Source organism: Streptomyces sp. SYP-A7185 (assembly GCF_046103685.1).
Lineage (GTDB): Bacteria > Actinomycetota > Actinomycetes > Streptomycetales > Streptomycetaceae > Streptomyces.
In genome coordinates, this window is record NZ_CP122310.1 from 6,161,447 (window position 1) to 6,178,746 (window position 17,300).

The 17,300-nt window shown below is 70.9% G+C and carries 15 protein-coding genes and 1 riboswitch; of the genes, 10 read left to right on the forward strand and 5 right to left on the reverse strand.

The features are described from left to right. Positions 1-14 precede the first annotated feature (14 nt). Entirely contained in the window at positions 15-1,331 is a 1,317-nt protein-coding gene (gene aroA, locus QBL25_RS27170; RefSeq protein WP_409059584.1) for a 3-phosphoshikimate 1-carboxyvinyltransferase, read from the reverse strand. Positions 1,332-1,375: 44 nt separating this feature from the next. Further along, a complete protein-coding gene (locus QBL25_RS27175) occupies positions 1,376-2,098 on the reverse strand; it encodes a M50 family metallopeptidase (RefSeq protein WP_409062796.1) in 723 nt (240 codons plus the stop codon). A gap of 61 nt (positions 2,099-2,159) precedes the next feature. Between QBL25_RS27175 and QBL25_RS27180 the strand changes: the two genes are divergently transcribed. The 10 genes from QBL25_RS27180 (at position 2,160) to QBL25_RS27225 (ending at position 12,312) form a co-directional block, all read left to right on the forward strand. Next, positions 2,160-2,975, forward strand: a complete 816-nt coding sequence (locus QBL25_RS27180) for an SOS response-associated peptidase (protein ID WP_409059585.1) — start codon at positions 2,160-2,162, stop codon at positions 2,973-2,975. A gap of 1 nt (position 2,976) precedes the next feature. Further along, positions 2,977-3,690: an alpha/beta family hydrolase gene (locus tag QBL25_RS27185; protein WP_409059586.1), complete on the forward strand. Its 714-nt coding sequence runs from the start codon at positions 2,977-2,979 to the stop codon at positions 3,688-3,690. A gap of 222 nt (positions 3,691-3,912) precedes the next feature. Continuing rightward, positions 3,913-4,593, forward strand: a complete 681-nt coding sequence (locus QBL25_RS27190; RefSeq protein ID WP_409059587.1) for a sigma-70 family RNA polymerase sigma factor — start codon at positions 3,913-3,915, stop codon at positions 4,591-4,593. Further along, positions 4,590-4,934: a mycothiol system anti-sigma-R factor gene (gene rsrA, locus QBL25_RS27195; protein ID WP_409059588.1), complete on the forward strand. Its 345-nt coding sequence runs from the start codon at positions 4,590-4,592 to the stop codon at positions 4,932-4,934. The genes QBL25_RS27190 and rsrA overlap by 4 nt, the downstream gene beginning before the upstream one ends. Before the next feature lie 183 nt (positions 4,935-5,117). Further along, positions 5,118-6,476, forward strand: a complete 1,359-nt coding sequence (locus tag QBL25_RS27200; RefSeq protein WP_409059589.1) for an HD-GYP domain-containing protein — start codon at positions 5,118-5,120, stop codon at positions 6,474-6,476. Further along, a complete protein-coding gene (locus QBL25_RS27205; RefSeq protein WP_409059590.1) occupies positions 6,473-7,741 on the forward strand; it encodes an HD-GYP domain-containing protein in 1,269 nt (422 codons plus the stop codon). The genes QBL25_RS27200 and QBL25_RS27205 overlap by 4 nt, the downstream gene beginning before the upstream one ends. Before the next feature lie 103 nt (positions 7,742-7,844). Then, complete coding sequence (locus QBL25_RS27210) at positions 7,845-8,825, forward strand: hypothetical protein (protein ID WP_351163657.1); 981 nt, start codon at positions 7,845-7,847, stop codon at positions 8,823-8,825. A gap of 64 nt (positions 8,826-8,889) precedes the next feature. Further along, on the forward strand, positions 8,890-9,540 hold the full coding sequence (gene def / locus QBL25_RS27215) for a peptide deformylase (RefSeq protein WP_409059591.1): 651 nt from the start codon (positions 8,890-8,892) through the stop codon (positions 9,538-9,540). A 304-nt stretch (positions 9,541-9,844) separates the two neighbouring features. Then, entirely contained in the window at positions 9,845-10,966 is a 1,122-nt protein-coding gene (gene cyc1, locus QBL25_RS27220) for an epi-isozizaene synthase (protein WP_409059592.1), read from the forward strand. After that, a complete protein-coding gene (locus tag QBL25_RS27225) occupies positions 10,963-12,312 on the forward strand; it encodes a cytochrome P450 (protein ID WP_409059593.1) in 1,350 nt (449 codons plus the stop codon). Before cyc1 ends, QBL25_RS27225 begins: the two co-directional genes overlap by 4 nt. Here QBL25_RS27225 and QBL25_RS27230 read toward each other — a convergent pair. The 3 genes from QBL25_RS27230 to QBL25_RS27240 all read right to left on the reverse strand — a co-directional run bounded on the left by QBL25_RS27230 (position 12,266) and on the right by QBL25_RS27240 (position 17,003). Continuing rightward, positions 12,266-13,282: a helix-turn-helix domain-containing protein gene (locus QBL25_RS27230; RefSeq protein ID WP_409059594.1), complete on the reverse strand. Its 1,017-nt coding sequence runs from the start codon at positions 13,280-13,282 to the stop codon at positions 12,266-12,268. The genes QBL25_RS27225 and QBL25_RS27230 overlap by 47 nt on opposite strands. A gap of 242 nt (positions 13,283-13,524) precedes the next feature. Further along, on the reverse strand, positions 13,525-14,547 hold the full coding sequence (locus tag QBL25_RS27235) for a ribonucleotide-diphosphate reductase subunit beta (RefSeq protein ID WP_365820383.1): 1,023 nt from the start codon (positions 14,545-14,547) through the stop codon (positions 13,525-13,527). Continuing rightward, on the reverse strand, positions 14,547-17,003 hold the full coding sequence (locus QBL25_RS27240; protein ID WP_409059595.1) for a ribonucleoside-diphosphate reductase subunit alpha: 2,457 nt from the start codon (positions 17,001-17,003) through the stop codon (positions 14,547-14,549). The genes QBL25_RS27235 and QBL25_RS27240 overlap by 1 nt, the downstream gene beginning before the upstream one ends. Before the next feature lie 154 nt (positions 17,004-17,157). Next, positions 17,158-17,235, reverse strand: a riboswitch (cobalamin riboswitch). Positions 17,236-17,300: the final 65 nt, after the last annotated feature.

Here is a 17,300-nt window from a genome sequence, read left to right on the forward strand (position 1 = left end):
TCTGGATCCGCCCGTCAGTTCCCGAGCATTCCGGTCCAGAGGTCGGGGAAGTCGGGCAGCGTCTTCGCCGTCGTCGCGACGTTCTCGATCTGCACGCCCTCCACCGCCAGGCCGATGACGGCGCCGGCGGTGGCCATACGGTGGTCGTCGTACGTGTGGAAGATCCCGCCGTGCAGGCGGCGCGGCCGGATGTGCAGGCCGTCGGCGGTCTCGGTGACGTCGCCGCCGAGTTCGTTGATCTCCTTGGTGAGGGCCGCCAGGCGGTCCGTCTCGTGCAGGCGCAGGTGGGCGACGCCGCGCAGGGTCGAGGGGGAGTCGGCGAGGGCCGCCACGGCCGCGATGCCGGGAGTCAGCTCGCCGACCTCGCTCAGGTCCACGTCCAGGCCGTGGATCGAGCCGGAGCCGGTGAACACCAGCCCCTGCTCGGTCAGCTCGCAGGAGCCGCCCATCTCGGTGAAGATCTCCCGCAGCCTGTCGCCGGGCTGTGTGGTGTGCGCGGGCCAGTCCGGGATGGTGACGCGTCCGCCGGTGACCAGGGCCGCCGCCAGGAACGGCTGGGCGTTGGACAGGTCCGGCTCGACGGTCAGGTCACGGCCGAGCAGGGCGCCGGGGGTGACCCGCCACACGTTCGGCTCGCCGCCCGACTCCGGGGTGTCCACCTGGGCGCCGACCGCGCGGAGCATGTCGACGGTCATCCGGATGTGGGGCATGGAGGGCAGCGCGGAGCCGGTGTGCCGCACCTCGACGCCCTGGTTGAAGCGCGGGCCCGAGAGCAGCAGGGCGCTCACGAACTGCGAGGACGAGGAGGCGTCGATCTCGACCGGGCCGCCGTCCACGGCGCCGGCGCCGTGCACGGTCAGCGGCAGCGCGCCGCGGCTGTCGTCGTCGATGCGGGCACCGAGCGCGCGCAGGGCGTCGATCACGCCGTTCAGCGGCCGCTCGTACGAACGGGGGTCGCCGTCGAAGCGGATCGGGCCGTCGGCGAGGGCGGCGACCGGGGGCAGGAAGCGCATGACCGTGCCCGCGTTGCCGACGTCGACCGTGGCGGGGCCGTGCAGTCCGGAGGGGATGACCCGCCAGGCCTCGCCGGAGCCGTCCGGACCCACGCCCTCCTCGATGCCGACGCCGAGCGCGCGCAGGGCGCCCGCCATCAGGAGCGTGTCGCGGGAGCGCAGCGGCCGGCGCAGCCAGCCGGGCTCGGCGGCGAGCGCGGCGAGGACGAGACCGCGGTTGGTGACCGATTTGGACCCGGGCACATGGACCGTCGCGGCGACGGCTCCGCTCGCGTGCGGGGCTGGCCAGAGGGTGCTGTGCGCTGGGTTAACGGTCATGCCCACACTTTAGTGGCTCACGGTGACGGCGCAGTCGGCGCTGCTCAGAGGCCGAGAAGCCAGCGACCGCCGCCTATCAGTGAGCACAGTGAGACGGCGTGGAAGAGGAAGAGCCACATCCCGGCGGGAACGTGCGTCAGCCGGGACAGCTGGTCCGCGTCCGAGTCGCCCGCCCCGCCGCGCCTGCGCTTGGACTGAAGCTCGAAGGCGGGACGCACGCCGCCCAGGAGCAGGAACCACACCACCGCGTACGCGAACGCCGCCTGCACCTGCGAGCTGGTCAGCCAGGAGACGAGCAGGAAGGTGCCGCCGGTGAGGACCACCGTGAGGGCGCCGTACGCGTTCCGGATCATGACGAGCATCACCAGGAGCAGCGCCGTGGCGAGCCACAGGAACGCGGTGATGTGCCCGGCGGCCAGCAGCGCGGCGCCGCCGAGACCGAGCAGCGGCGGGGCGGTGTAGCCCGAGGCGGCGGTGAGGATCATGCCGATGCCGGTGGGCTTGCCCCGGGAGACCGTGAGGCCGCTGGTGTCGGAGTGCAGCCGGATGCCGTCGAGGCGGCGGCCGGTCAGGAGGGCGACCAGGCCGTGGCCGCCCTCGTGCGCGATGGTGATGGCGTTGCGGGCGAGCCGCCAGATGCCGTGCGGGACGACGACGGCGAGCGCGACGAGGCCGGTGGCGATCACCAGCCACTCGTCGGGGGCCGCCTGCGTGCCGAAGACCCGGTCCCAGAGGTCCGTCAGACCGGCGTTCGCGGTGACTTCCATTGCTCGTGCCATCTTCGGGACCGGCTCCTCTGGTCGTACGGGGTCTGGCAGTCTGGCACGTATGTGCGGACGGTATGCATCGAGTCGTAGGCCCGAGGATCTCGCAGGAATCTTTGAGATCGAGAAGTGGGAGCCGGAAGAAGCGCTCGCCCCTGATTTCAACGTGGCCCCCACCAAGGAGGTCTACGCGGTCCTCGACCGTCCCGTGAAAGACGCGGAAGACCCCCGCCCGGTTCGCCAGCTGCGCACGCTCAAGTGGGGCCTGGTCCCGTCCTGGTCCAAGACGCCCGAGGGCGGCGCCCGGATGATCAACGCCCGCGCGGAGACCGTGCACGAGAAGCCCTCGTACCGCCGGGCCTTCACCTCCCGCCGCTGCGTCATCCCGGCCGACGGCTACTACGAGTGGGTCACCGGATCCGGCGAGCGGGAGCTGGAGGTCGAGGGCAAGAAGAAGCGCCCCCGCAAGCAGCCGTACTTCGTGACGCCCGCCGACGGCTCGGTCTTCGCGATGGCGGGGCTCTACGAATTCTGGCGGGACAAGACGCTCCCCGACGAGCACCCCCTGGCCTGGTGGGTGACGTGCACGGTGATCACCACGGAGGCGGAGACCGCGCCCCTGGCGGTCGCCCCCGAGGAAGGCCCGCGCACGCTGGCCGACATCCACCCGCGGATGCCCCTGATGCTGACCCCGGACCGCTGGGACGCCTGGCTCGACCCCTCGCGCAAGGACCCCGAGGACCTGCGCACGCTCCTGGAGCCGCCCCCGCACGGCCTGATGCGGGCCTACCCGGTGTCCACGGCGGTCAGCAACGTCCGCAACAACGGCCCGGAGCTGCTGAAGGAGCTGGAGGGCCCCGAAGAAGGCACACTCTTCTGACGTGACCAAGAGTGAGCCCCAGAGTGGGCCCCAGCGCGAGACCCAGAGCGAGCCCCAGTCCGAGCCCCAGTCCGAGCCCCGGACCGAGACCGTCGAGACCGACGCCGGTGAGGCACGCGTCACCTGGCATCCCGCCCCGCGGCGCGAAGCCCGCCTCGTGCTCGCCGTGAGCCACGGCGCGGGCGGCGGCATCGAGGCGCGCGACCTGCGGGCCATCGCCGCCGCCCTGCCCGCGCACGGCGTCACCGTCGCCCTGGTGGAGCAGCCCTGGCGCGTCGCGGGCAAGAAGCTGGCGCCCGCGCCGAAGACGCTGGACGCGGGCTGGCGCGGCCTGTGGCCCGCGCTCGCCGCGCCCGGCCTTCCGGTGATCGCGGGCGGCCGCAGCGCCGGGGCCCGCGTCGCCTGCCGCACGGCCACCGAGCTGGGCGCCGCAGCCGTGCTCGCGCTCAGTTTCCCGCTGCACCCGCCGGGCAAGCCGGAGAAGTCGCGCGCGGCGGAACTGCTCGGCGCCGGCGTGCCCACGCTGGTCGTGCAGGGCGGAAACGACCCCTTCGGAAAGCCCGCGGAGTTCCCCGAGGGGGCGTACGAGCTCGTGGAGATCCCCTGCGGCGACCACGGCTTCGCGATCCCGAAACGGGCGGGCATCGGCGAGGCCGAGGCCATGACGCGCATCACGGATGGCGTCATCCGGTGGGCGGGAATGTTGGATGCGTGACCTCTGTTGTGCCGAACAGACACCGAAGACTGTTAGGTACGAGAGGAAGTCCGCCGCATGGGTTCGACCATCTGCCCGGCCCGCTCCAGCGCCCCTGACCTGGAATGGACGGTGCTGAGCGCGCCCAAGACCGCTCCTGTTCGGGCGGCGGCGGGACCGGATCGTCGTCTATCCTCCGATTCGAGTGGGACTGCTTTCGGTTCCATCACGTCTTTGGAGGAGGTGGGTCCGGTCACTGGGACCGACGCAGGGGCCGAGAACGGCCGGGCGGAGCGACCCGACGGAGGCGCCGAGACGTCGGCGGAGCGCACGGCCCGCTTCGAGCGGGACGCCCTGGGCTTCCTCGACCAGATGTACTCGGCCGCGCTGCGCATGACGCGCAATCCGGCGGACGCGGAGGACCTGGTGCAGGAGACCTACGCCAAGGCGTACGCGTCGTTCCACCAGTTCCGTGAGGGCACGAACCTCAAGGCGTGGCTGTACCGCATCCTCACCAACACGTTCATCAACTCGTACCGCAAGAAGCAGCGCGAGCCCCAGCGCAGCGCCGCCGAGGAGATCGAGGACTGGCAGCTCGCACGCGCCGAGTCGCACATGTCCACCGGTCTGCGCTCCGCCGAGTCGCAGGCGCTCGACCACCTGCCCGACTCGGACGTGAAGTCGGCGCTTCAGGCGATCCCCGAGGAATTCCGCATCGCCGTCTATCTCGCCGATGTCGAGGGCTTTGCGTACAAGGAGATCGCGGACATTATGGGGACACCCATCGGTACGGTGATGTCCCGGTTGCACCGCGGCCGTCGCCAACTGCGCGGCATGCTCGAGGACTACGCCCGTGACCGCGGCCTCGTCCCCGCCGGCGCCGCGTCAGAGTCGTCGAACGAAGCGAAAGGCTCAGGCTCATGAGCTGCGGAGAGCCGCACGAGACGGATTGCAGTGAAGTCCTGGACCATCTGTACGAGTTCCTGGACCACGAGATGCCGGACAGTGACTGCACCAAGTTCGAGACGCACTTCGAGGAGTGCTCTCCGTGCCTGGAGAAGTACGGCCTGGAGCAGGCGGTCAAGAAGCTGGTGAAGCGCTGCTGCGGCCAGGACGACGTCCCCGTCGACCTGCGCGCCAAGGTCATGGGCCGCATCGATCTGATCCGCTCGGGCGAGGCGGTGCCCGAGCACGACGTGACGGTGGAGACGGTGACGGCGGAGGGCAGTGTGTCCGCCAAGGGTCTGCGGGCCAAGGAAGCCTGAACTTCCGGTAGTTGAGCATGAGCAGGCCGTGACGGGAAAGCCGTCACGGCCTGCTTTTTGCGTGTGCCGTCACTCGTACGGTGCCAATTTCCGCCGGAGGGGCGCTGCGCGCGCGGCGGTCGTTCTAGTCTCCGGACCTTGGAACGTGATCCCGGGGGCGGTCACGGGGGAGGAGGCAGTGCCATGCGGTCCATCGCCCCCTGGGCGCGCGCCTACATCCTGTGCGCCGCCCTGGCCGCCGGGGCCTGCGCGGCGCCCGCGCTGACCGCCCGCACGCCGTGGCCCGCGCTCGTGTCGCTCGCCGCGCTCTACGCCGGGTGCGAGCAGGCCTCGCGCTGCCGGATCATCGGCCGCCGCGCGGGGACCCCGCGCCACGGCCTCGGCGGGCTCGGCACCTTCTTCCCGGTGCTGCTCGCCGCCGTCTTCCTGCTGCCGCCCGCGGCCGCCGCGCTCGTGGCGGTGCCCGGGGCGCTGCTCGCCCGCGTGGAGCGCCGCCCCCGGTGGGTGCGCAGGATCTGGCGCACGGCCCAACTAGTCCTGGCCGCCTGGGCGTCCGCGTGGGTGTACGGCTCGCTGGGCGGGCACCAGGCCGTGGCCGCGCCCGCCTTTCCGTACGCGCTCGTGCCCGCGGGAGCGGCCGTCCTCGCCTTCTCCGCCGTCCTGACCGTCCTGGACGGCGGCATCCTGGCCACCGCGGAACGGGTGCCGGCGCGCACCGCGTGGCGGGGGCTCTTCCTGCGGTCGTTCGCGCCGGTCGCGGTGCACGGCCTGGCCGGTCTGATGATGGCGGTGCTGTGGCGCAGTCCCTACGGGCCACTGGCCGCCCTCCTGGTGCTGCTCCCGATGGGCGTCTCCTGCTGGGTCTTCGCGCAGTACCACCGCGAGCGCGCCGCCCACCAGGCCACCATCCGCGCGCTCGTCCAGGCCGTGGACATCAAGGACCGGTACACCCGCGGGCACAGCGAGCGCGTGGGGCGGGCCTCCGTGCTGATCGCGCGGGAGCTGGGGATGGCGGACGAGCGGGTGGAGAGCCTGCGGTTCGCCGGAATCCTGCACGACGTCGGCAAACTCGGCGTCCCCACCCGGCTGCTGCGCAAGGACGGGCCGCTGACCCCGGAGGAGCGCCGGGTCATCGAGCTGCACCCCGAGTACGGGCACGAGATGGTGCGCGGCATCGGCTTCCTCGGCGAGGCACGGGCGGCGATCCTCCACCACCACGAGCGGATCGACGGCAGCGGCTATCCGTACGGGCTCGTGGGGCGGCAGATCCCCGAGTTCGCCCGGGTGGTGGCCGTCGCGGACGCGTTCGACGCCATGACGTCCACGCGGTCCTACCGCAGGGGACGGCCCGTGGAGGCCGCCGTGGCCGAGCTGAGCCGGTGCGCGGGCTCGCAGTTCGACCCCGCGATGGTCACCGCCCTGCGGCGGGCCCTGGACCGGCACGGATGGCATCCCGCGGTCACCTCGGACACCGGTGAGGTGCCGGGGCCCCGCCAGGGGGAGCCCGGAGTCCCCGCCGCCCCGGGGACGGCCCAGCGGTGAGGGCCGCCCGCGCGCGGCGCCCGCCCACCCCGGTGACGGCCCTGGTCCACGGCTCCGCCGGGCTGCTCACCCTCATCGCCCTCGCCTGGACCCTGTGGCACGGCGTCGCCGAAGGGGGGATCGCGCTCGCCTTCGGGGCGCTGGTCGTCGTGGGGGAGCTGGCCCGCTGGGGCTCCGGCGGCAGCGACCGGGAGCCCGCGCCGCTCGGGGCCGCGGGCGCGCTCGCGTACGCGCTGCTGGGGGAGGCCGGCGGGCGGCCCACGCACCACGGGGTGTTCCAGGTGATCGCCGTGGTGGTCGCCGCCGCGCTCGTCGGGGCGGTGCCGCACGTGGCGCTCGGCAAGGCGCCCGCCCTCGACCACGTGGCCCGGCGGGTGCTCACGGTGGGGTTCGCCGCCGCCTGCTTCCAACCGCTCTACAACGCGGGCAAGTTGGAGGAGTGGGTGGGCCAGGGCCCCGGCTTCGCCGCCGTCATCGCCGCCCTGCTCGTCCTCACCGCCCTGTGCGACGCCGTGCTCGCCGCGGCCATGGCGCACGCCAGGACCCGCTGGCCCTTCGGACCGCTCCTGCGCGACGAGCTGCGGGCCATGCTCGGCATCGGGTCCGCCGTGTGCGCGACGGGGGCCGTCATGGCGCTCGCGGTGGCCGTGGCGGGGCTCTGGGCGCTGCCGGTGTTCAGCCTGCCGCTGCTCCTGACCCAGCTGTCGTTCGGGCGGTACGCCGCGGTGCGGACCACCTACCGGCAGACCATCACCTCGCTCGCCAGGTCCACCGAGATCGCCGGATACACCCCGCAGGGCCACGCGCGCCGGGTGGCGGGGCTCAGCCGGGCGGTGGGGCGTGAGCTGGGTCTCTCCGCGCCGGACCTCGCCGTCCTGGAGTACGCGGCCCTGATGCACGACATCGGGCAGCTCTCCCTGCTCGACCCGGTGCCCGCGGGCGCGACCGCGGGCCTGCCGGACGCCGAACAGCGGCGGATAGCCCTGCTCGGGGGCGCCGTCGTGCGTCAGACGGGGGTGAAGGGCGACGTCGCCGTGGTCGTGGAGCGGCAGGCGGATCCGTACCGCGACCAGCCGCTCACCGCCCGTATCGTGCGCGCCGCGAACGCGTACGACGAGATGGCGCGGGGAGAAGGTCCCACGGGCCCGCTCAACGCCCTGGAGCGGCTGCGCCTCGGCACCGGCCGCGACTATCAGCCCGAAGTGGTGGAAGCCCTGGCCCGGGTGCTCGCACGGGGCGGTCATAGCTTGCCGTCGGCTGGGTAACCCATGGGTAATGAGCGGCCGTCCGACCGTACGTGGTTGGATGCGAAGAGGGCCCTCAGGGCACATCGGAACGCAGGAACTCAAGTACCGGCAGGCGGGAATCGTGAGGATCTTCGGCAAGGGACGGCACCGGCCCTCCGCCTCATGGCGGCAGGCCACCGACCGCGCCTTCACGCTGATCGGCGACGGGCGGTACGAGGACGCGGGCGCGCTCCTTACCCGCGCGGCGGATCTCGAGCCGTGGCTCTCGGAGTCCTGGTTCAACCTCGCGCTGCTCCACAAGTTCCGGCACGACTGGGAGCAGGCGCGGGCCGCGGGCCTGCGGGCCGTCGCGCTGCTCGACCGTTCGGCGGGCGCCCCCGACTGGTGGAACGTGGGCATCGCCGCCACCGCCCTCCAGGACTGGCCGCTGGCCCGGCGGGCCTGGCAGGCGTACGGCCTGAAGGTGCCCGGTGGCGTGGCCGCCTCCGGGGAGCCGACCGGCATGGACCTGGGCAGCGCCGCCGTGCGGCTGTCGCCCGAGGGGGAGGCCGAGGTCGTGTGGGGCCGCAGGCTCGACCCCGCGCGGATCGAGGTGCTCTCCATCCCGCTGCCCTCCTCCGGGCGCCGCTGGGGAGAGGTCGTGCTGCACGACGGCGTCCCGCACGGCGAGCGGACGACGGGGGCGGGGGACTCGTATCCCGTCTTCGACGAGATCGAGCTGTGGGCTCCCTCACCTGTCCCGACCTGGGTGGTCCTCCTGGAGGCCGCCACCGAAGACGACCGGGACGCCCTGGAGAAGCTCGCCGCGGACGCGGGCTTCGCCGCCGAGGACTGGTCCTCGTCCGTGCGGCTGCTGTGCCGCATGTGCTCCGAGAGCCGCATGCCGAGCGACGAGGGCGACGGCGAGCACCTGGACCCGCACGACCACAGCGAGCCGGGCCACCCCGGGCCGCTCGGTCACCGCAGCCCCGGCGCCCTGTGGGTGCCCGAGCGCGAATGCGGCATCGCGGCGCCCGCCGCCCTGGTGCGCGGGCTGCTCGACGGCTGGGTCGCGGACAGCCCGGACTCCCGCGACTGGCGGGATCTGGAAGAGGTCTGCTGACTCCTGGCCGTAGGCTGTACCGGCACCATCTCTTGTGGATCCCCAGGAAGGCGTACGTCGGACAATGGCGCAGGACACTGAGCAGCAGGCCTCGGGCGGGGTCCTCCCCGTAGACGACGAGGGCTTCGTCATCGACACGGAGGACTGCGAGGAGCGGGAGACGGGCTACCGCGAGCGCGGCACGTCCCGGCCCATCACGGTCGTCGGCAACCCCGTGCTGCACAAGGAGTGCAAGGACGTCACCGCCTTCGACGCCGACCTCGAACAGCTCGTCGCCGACATGTTCGCCAGTCAGCGGACCGCCGAGGGCGTGGGCCTGGCCGCCAACCAGATCGGCGTCGACCTGAAGGTCTTCGTCTACGACTGCATGGACGACGAGGGCAGGCGGCACGTCGGCGCGGTGTGCAACCCCGTGCTGAGCGAGCTGCCGGCCGACCGGCGCCAGCTGGACGAGTCGAACGAAGGCTGCCTCTCCGTGCCCACGGCCTACGCCGAGCTGGCCCGCCCGGACTACGCCGAGGTCACCGGCCAGGACGAGAAGGGCAACCCCATCAAGGTGCGGGGCACGGGCTACTTCTCCCGCTGCCTCCAGCACGAGACGGACCACCTGTACGGCTACCTCTACATCGACCGCCTGTCCAAGCGCGACCGCAAGGACGCGCTGCGGCAGATGGAAGAAGGCACTCCGCGCTACCCCGTGGTGCCGAACGCCTAGTCGACTCCTGACGCGCGCGCACCGCGCGTCACCTGCGGCCCCTGGCCGGGAACTCCTTCCCGGCCAGGGGCCGTTCGCATGAACCGACCCGGACCGGTCAGCTGTGCGATCGAATCAGGCTCTTGATGATCCAGAATCAGTCACGTACAGGGATTTTCTCGGCACTGGGGGGTAGTGAATGGCGCAAATCTGTTCCCTGAACGGTCAGTTGTGGTGCTGAATGGAAAGCGCGGGGATACACAACGGCGCGCGCCCGGTACGGCGGGAGGGGCGTACGTCTCACGCGGCTGAGAGGGGTTTGTCCGTGCCTGCATATTCACATGGCATTTCACCGACACAGACACATGCGCGGGCGGTATCCGTGCCACCGGCGCTGGTGCTTCCGGTGATCGAGTCAGGGTTTCCTCGCCAACTGCATCCGTATTGGCCGCAGCTACAGGAGAAGTCCAGGACGTGGCTGCGCGAAATGCGCCTCATGCCCGCGGACAAGGTCGAGCGGTACGCGGACAGCCTGTGCTACACCGACCTGGTCGCCGGCTACTACATTGGCGCCCCCGACGAGTTGCTCAGCGCGATAGCCGACCTCAGCAGTTGGTTCTTCGCGTGGGACGACCGGCACGACCGCGACTCGGTGCACGGCAGGACGGCGCAGTGGCGCCGCCTGTGCCGCGGGCTCCACGAGGCGCTCCGGGCACCCCGGCAGCAACTGCACCACCGCGACCCCTTGGTCGCGGGCTTCGCGGACTGCGTCCTGCGGCTGTACTCGCACCTCGGGGCCAGCTGGAACGCCCGGTTCGCCCGGCATTTCCACAGCGTCATCGAAGCGTACGACCTGGAGTTCAGGAACCGCAGGACCGGTACGGTCCCGACGGTCGAGGCGTACATTGAGCTGCGCAGGCTGACGTTCGCCCACTGGACGTGGATCGACCTGCTGGAGCCCACGGCACGCCACGAGCTGCCGTCGGCGGTGCGGAAGCATCCGGCATATCGGCGGGCCGCGCTCGCCACGCAGGATTTCTCCGCCTGGTACAACGACCTGTGCTCGCTCCCCAAAGAACTCGCGGGAGATGAATTGCACAATCTCGGGATCAGCCTGATCCAGCACGAGGGACTTTCCCTCGAAGAGGCCGTGACAGAAGTACACCGCCGGGTGACCCGATGCATATCGGATTTCCTCGTCGCGGAGAAAGAAGTGCTGCGTCTGGCCGGACAGTTGGCGGACGGAAGCGTCCAGGGCAGGGCACTCGCGGACGCGGTGGAATCCTGCATCGCGAACATGCGGAACTGGTTCTCTTCCGTGTACTGGTTCCATCACGAATCCGGCCGCTATCGGGTGGATTCCTGGGACGACCGGTCCATTCCCCCGTATGTGAGCGACGCGGCAATCATCGACTTGGCCGAAAACGATGTGGTAGGTGACGAATGAGCGTCGAATCCGCGATACCCGCGACCATGACCCCACCGCTCGTCAGCGGAGGTGCCCCGCTCATCGGTCACGCATGGAACCTGGTGCGTGACCCGCTCGGCTTCCTCGCCGCGCTACGGGACCACGGTGATCTCGTACGGATAAGGCTGGGACCCAAGACTGCCTACGCGGTCTGCGATCCGGAGCTGGTCGGGCAGATGCTGCGCAGCCCCGAGTACATCGTCGGCGGACCGCTCTGGGAGACCCTTGAGGTGCTCCTCGGCAAGGGCGTGGCGACCAGCAACGGCAAGCTGCACCGGCGTCAACGGCGCATGATGCAGCCCGCGTTCAGGCCCGAGCGGATCGCCGACTACGCCAAGGTGATGGAGGAGGAGGCCCGTGCGACGGCCGCGCGGTGGCGGCCGGGCGACACGGTCGACATCAACGCGGAGATGTTCCGCACCGCCGTGCGCGTCGTGTCCCGCTCGCTCCTGGAGGTCGACGCGATCAGCGACAAGGCGGACCGCATCGCCGAATCGCTGCACACGGTCTTCGAGGGGCTCTACCGCAGGATGGTCCTCTCGGTCGGGCCGCTGTACCGCGTGCCGACCCAGGGAAACCGGCGGTTCCAGAGCGCGCTGGCCGATCTGCACGCGCTCGTCGACGAGATCATCGCCGAAGGCAGGGCGGCCGGCGGTGACCAGAACGACCTGTTGGCCGAAATGCTGCGGGCCCGCGACGAATCGGGCCGGCCGCTCAGCGATCAAGAGGTCCACGACCATGTGATCTCCCTTGTCGTGGCAGGCGCGGAGAATATCGCGTCGACCTTGGCATGGACGTTCCATCTCCTTGCCGAACACCCCGAGCAGGAAAGGAGATTGGTTGAAGAAGTGAATGCCGTCGCCCCGGACCGGGAGATCACATTCGCCGACCTCGGAAGCCTTCCGCACACCCGGAATGTCGTCACCGAGGCCATGCGCATACAGCCGGCGGCGTGGATATTCACCCGCAGGTCGGTGGGGGAAACCAGCCTCGGCGGCTACCGCATTCCGGCCGGGGCCGACATCGTCTACAGCGTGTACGCGATGCAGCGTGATCCGCGTTCCTTCGAGCAGCATCTCGCGTTCGACCCGGACCGCTGGAATCCGGAACGTGCGGGTGACGTCCCGGAGTTCGCGATGATGCCGTTCGGCACCGGCAACCGCAAGTGCCCCGGCGACCATTTCAGCCTGGCGGAACTCGCCATCATCCTGGCGACGGTGGCGCCGAAGTGGCACCTGGCGCCGGTCGCGGAGACCGACGCCGACGCCAAGATCGGCATCACGCTGCAGCCGAAGAAGGCCCTCCTGCGGGCCGAGCGGCGCTGACGGCCGGGCCGCGGAAGGTACGGCGGTAGGCGTTCGGCGTGGTGCCGAGCGCCCGCAGGAACTGGTGGCGCATCGCCGCGGCGTTGCCGAAACCGGCACGCCCGGCGATGGCGTCCACCGTCTCGTCCGAGCTCTCCAGCAACTCCTGCGCCAGGAGCACGCGCTGGCGCAGGAGCCAGCGGTAGGGCGTGGTGCCGGTCTCCTGCTGGAAGCGGCGGGCGAAGGTGCGCGGCGACATGTGGGCCCGCTCGGCGAGCCGCTCGACGGTGATGTCCGAGTCCAGATGGCGCTCCATCCAGGCCAGCACCCCGCCCACCGTGTCGCACGACGTGCGCGGCAGCGGGCGCTCCACGAACTGGGCCTGGCCGCCGTCCCGGTGGGGCGGTACGACCATGCGCCGGGCGATGGCGTTGGCGACCTCGGTGCCGTGCTCCTGGCGCACGATGTGCAGGCAGGCGTCGATCCCGGCGGCGGTGCCCGCGGAGGTGATCACGGGACCCTCGTCCACGTACAGGACGTCGGGCTCGACCTCGGCGCGCGGATGGCGCACCGCGAGCTCCGTGGCGTGCCGCCAGTGCACCGCGCAGCGGCGGCCGTCGAGCAGGCCCGCGGCGCCGAGCACGAAGACGCCGGAGCAGACCGACAGGACGCGTGCCCCGCGGTCCACCGCGCGGCGCAGGGCGGCGAGCAGCTCCTCGGGGTAGTCGCGGTCCACGAAGGACTGGCCCGCGGGCACGGCGATGAGATCGGCCTCTTCGAGCCGGTCGAGGCCGTGCTCAGCGGTGATCGAGAACCCGGCGTGGTTGCTCAGGGGCCCGCTCTCCGCCGCGACCACCGCGAAGTCGTACACGGGCAGGTCCTCGTCGCTGCGGTCGAGGCCGAACACCTCGCAGACGACGCCGAGTTCGAAGGGGTTCGCGCCGTCGAGCAGCACGACGGCCACGTTCTTCAGGGTGCCGGTCCGCAACATGCCGCCAGTGTGCCGCAGGGCTGGCAGTAAGTCGATGGTGTGTGGCAGTCCTGCCACTGACGCTTCCGTCCGGCGCGCAGGACAGTGAGGACATGAACGCATTCACCGATTACGCGACCGTCCTGACCGTCTTCCTCCTGCTGGCCGCACCCGGGCTCGTCGGGTACCTCCACGACCGCCGGATCGACCGCGAGCTGCGCGAGGCGGCGTCCGCCCCGCGCAGCTCCGAAGGGCCCGCGGCCCTAGAACTCGTCGTCGAAGGAGACCGAGCCCTCGACGGCGACCTGGTAGGCCGAAGGACGCCGCTCGAAGAAGTTGGTCAGCTCCTGGACTCCCTGGAGCTCCATGAACGAGAACGGGTTTGACGAGCCGTAGACCGGCGCGAAGCCAAGGCGCTGGAGGCGCTGGTCGGCGACGCACTGGAGGTACTCGCGCATGGAGTCGGTGTTCATGCCGGGCAGTCCCTCGCCGCACAGGTCGCGGGCGAACTGGAGCTCGGCCTCGACGGCCTCCTTGAGCATGTCCGTGACCTGCGTCTGGAGCGCGTCGTCGAAGAGCTCCGGCTCCTCCTTGCGCACGGTGTCCACCACGTCGAAGGCGAAGCTCATGTGCATCGTCTCGTCGCGGAAGACCCAGTTGGTGCCGGTCGCCAGGCCGTGCAGCAGACCGCGCGAGCGGAACCAGTAGACGTACGCGAAGGCACCGTAGAAGAAGAGGCCCTCGATGCACGCGGCGAAGCAGATCAGGTTCAGCAGGAAGCGCCGGCGGTCGGCCTTGCTCTCCAGGCGGTCCATCTTCTCGACGGAGTCCATCCACTTGAAGCAGAACTCGGCCTTCTCGCGGATGGAGGGGATCTCCTCGACCGCGTCGAAGGCCGCGGCGCGGTCCTCCGGGTCGGGCAGATAGGTGTCGAGCAGCGTCAGATAGAACTGGACGTGCACGGCCTCCTCGAACAGCTGACGGCTCAGGTAGAGCCGGGCCTCGGGGGAGTTGATGTGCTTGTAGAGCGTGAGCACGAGGTTGTTGGAGACGATCGAGTCGCCGGTGGCGAAGAACGCGACCAGGCGGCCGATCATGTGCTGCTCGCCGGGCGAGAGCTTGGCGAGGTCGGCGACGTCCGAGTGGAGGTCGACCTCCTCGACGGTCCAGGTGTTCTTGATCGCGTCCCGGTAGCGCTCGTAGAAGTCCGGGTAGCGCATGGGCCGCAGGGTCAGCTCGAAGCCCGGGTCAAGCAGGTTCTTTTCCGCGTTCGTGGTGGAGCTCATTACTGGCAGGCCTCGCAGGACTCGGGGTTTTCCAGGGAGCAGGCGACGGCTTCTTCGGCCGTGACCTGCGCGGGTACGGGAGCGGCGGCGGGCGCGGGCTCGGCGGCGGCGGTCTGCCCGGCCGCCGCGCGGGCGATGCGGGTCGCCGGGCGCGAACGCAGGTAGTACGTGGTCTTCAGACCCTGCTGCCAGGCGTAGGCGTACATCGAGGAGAGCTTGCCGATGGTCGGCGTCTCCAGGAACAGGTTCAGGGACTGCGCCTGGTCGAGGAACGGCGTGCGCGCGGCGGCCATGTCGATCAGGCCGCGCTGCGGGATCTCCCACGCGGTGCGGTAGAGGTCGCGCACCTCGGCGGGGATCCAGCCGAAGCCCTGCACGGAGCCGTTGGCCTCGCGCAGCGCCTCGCGGGTCTGGGCGTCCCAGACGCCGAGCCGCTTCAGCTCCTGCACCAGGTAGGAGTTGACCTGGAGGAACTCGCCGGACAGCGTCTCGCGCTTGAAGAGGTTGGAGACCTGCGGCTCGATGCACTCGTAGACGCCCGCGATGGACGCGATCGTGGCGGTCGGCGCGATGGCGAGCAGCAGCGAGTTGCGCATGCCGGTCGCGGCGACACGTTCCCGCAGGGCGGCCCAGCGCTCCGGCCAGGTCAGCTCGACGCCGTAGTGGTCGGGGTGCAGGACGCCGCGCGCGGTGCGGGTCTTCTCCCAGGCGGGAAAGGGACCGATGGGGGTCCCCCCTGCACCGGAGCTTGTCGAAGGTGCTTGGGGGCGCTCGGCCAGGTCGGCGGACGCCTCGTACGCGGCGAGCATGATCCGCTCGGCGACGCGTGTCGAGAGGGCGCGCGCGGCGGGGGAGTCGAAGGGCAGCTTCAGCTGGAAGAAGACGTCCTGGAGACCCATCGCGCCCAGGCCCACGGGCCGCCACCTGGCGTTGGAGCGTCCCGCCTGCTCGGTCGGGTAGAAGTTGATGTCGACCACGCGGTCGAGGAAGGTGACGGCGGTACGGACGGTCTCGTCGAGCCGCTCCCAGTCGATGTCGCCGGCGGCCGTGTCCACGAACGCGCCGAGGTTCACCGAGCCCAGGTTGCAGACGGCCGTCTCCCCGTCGTCCGTCACCTCCAGGATCTCCGTGCAGAGGTTGGAGGAGTGGACGGTGTGGCCGGGCTCCGCCGTCTGGTTGGCCGTGCGGTTGGCGGCGTCCTTGAACGTCATCCAGCCGTTGCCGGTCTGCGCGAGGGTGCGCATCATGCGGCCGTACAGATCGCGGGCCGGGATGGTCTTGCGGGCGAGCCCGGCGGCCTCGGCCTCACGGTACGCGGCGTCGAACTCCTCGCCCCACAGGTCGACGAACTCGGGCACGTCGGCCGGCGAGAACAGCGACCAGTCCTGGTCGGCGGCGACCCGGCGCATGAACTCGTCCGGGATCCAGTGCGCGAGGTTGAGGTTGTGCGTGCGGCGCTGGTCCTCACCCGTGTTGTCGCGCAGCTCCAGGAACTCCTCGATGTCGGAGTGCCACGTCTCCAGATAGACCGCGGCGGCGCCCTTGCGACGGCCGCCCTGGTTCACGGCGGCGACGGAGGCGTCCAGGGTCTTGAGGAACGGCACGATGCCGTTGGAGTGCCCGTTCGTGCCGCGGATCAGCGAACCGCGGGCGCGGACGCGGGAGTACGAGAGGCCGATGCCGCCCGCGTGCTTGGAGAGCCGCGCGACCTGGTGGTAGCGGTCGTAGATGGAGTCCAGCTCGTCCAGCGGGGAGTCGAGGAGATAGCAGGAGGACATCTGCGGGTGGCGGGTGCCGGAGTTGAAGAGCGTCGGCGAGGACGGCAGGTAGTCCAGGCGGCTCATCAGGCGGTACAAGGAGGCGACTTCGTCCAGGGCGCGGACGCTGCCGTCCTCGGCGAGACCGCTCGCGACACGCAGCATGAAGTGCTGCGGGGTCTCGATGACGTGCCGGGTGATCGGGTGGCGAAGGAGATAGCGGCTGTGCAGGGTGCGCAGACCGAAGTAGCCGAAGCGGAAGTCCGCGCCGTCCTCGAGGGCGGCCTCCACGAGACCGTCCAGGCGGTCCGTGTGGTCGGCCACGAACGCGGCGGTACGGTCCGCGATCAGGCCCTCGCGGTGCCCCACGGCCACCGAGTCGGAGAAGGAGCGCACGCCCTGCGACGCCGCCTCGTCACGGATGCTGAGGCTGAGGAGCCTGGCCGCGAGCTGCGAGTACGTCGGGTCCTCGGAGATGAGCCCCGCGGCGGCCTCGGTCGCCAGCTCCCGCAGCTCCGCCAGATCCGCCTTGGCCGAGCGGCCGCGCAGCGCGGCGGCGGCGACTCTGCCGGGGTCGGCGTCGGGGAGGTCGGCGGTGAGGTCGGTCAGGGTACGCAGCAGCGCGGTTCCTGGGCCGTCGGCGGTCTGCTGACCGTCGGAAGTCTGCGCTGACGCAGGTTCGGCTGGCGCGATGGTCACGGAGCACTCCCTCGCTCGGCTCGGAGCCTTGAGGAGGGCAGGAGTGACACACGGGCGCGCCCGGGCAGGGCTGCGCTCCGCGTCCACCAGCCCATTCCACGAGGCCCGGACGTCGTCGGCACCCGGACCGGTCGGAACGGGTGCGCTGTCGACAGGTCTTCGGACTCACGAGCACGACAAATGCGTACTCATACACCGTTGCGGGACAGTTCCGGACTTGCACCGGATTCCCCTGCGGCGACAGCGAGCACGAGCATACATCTTGTGCTGGCCCTGGGAGTCAGCCCCATATCTTGT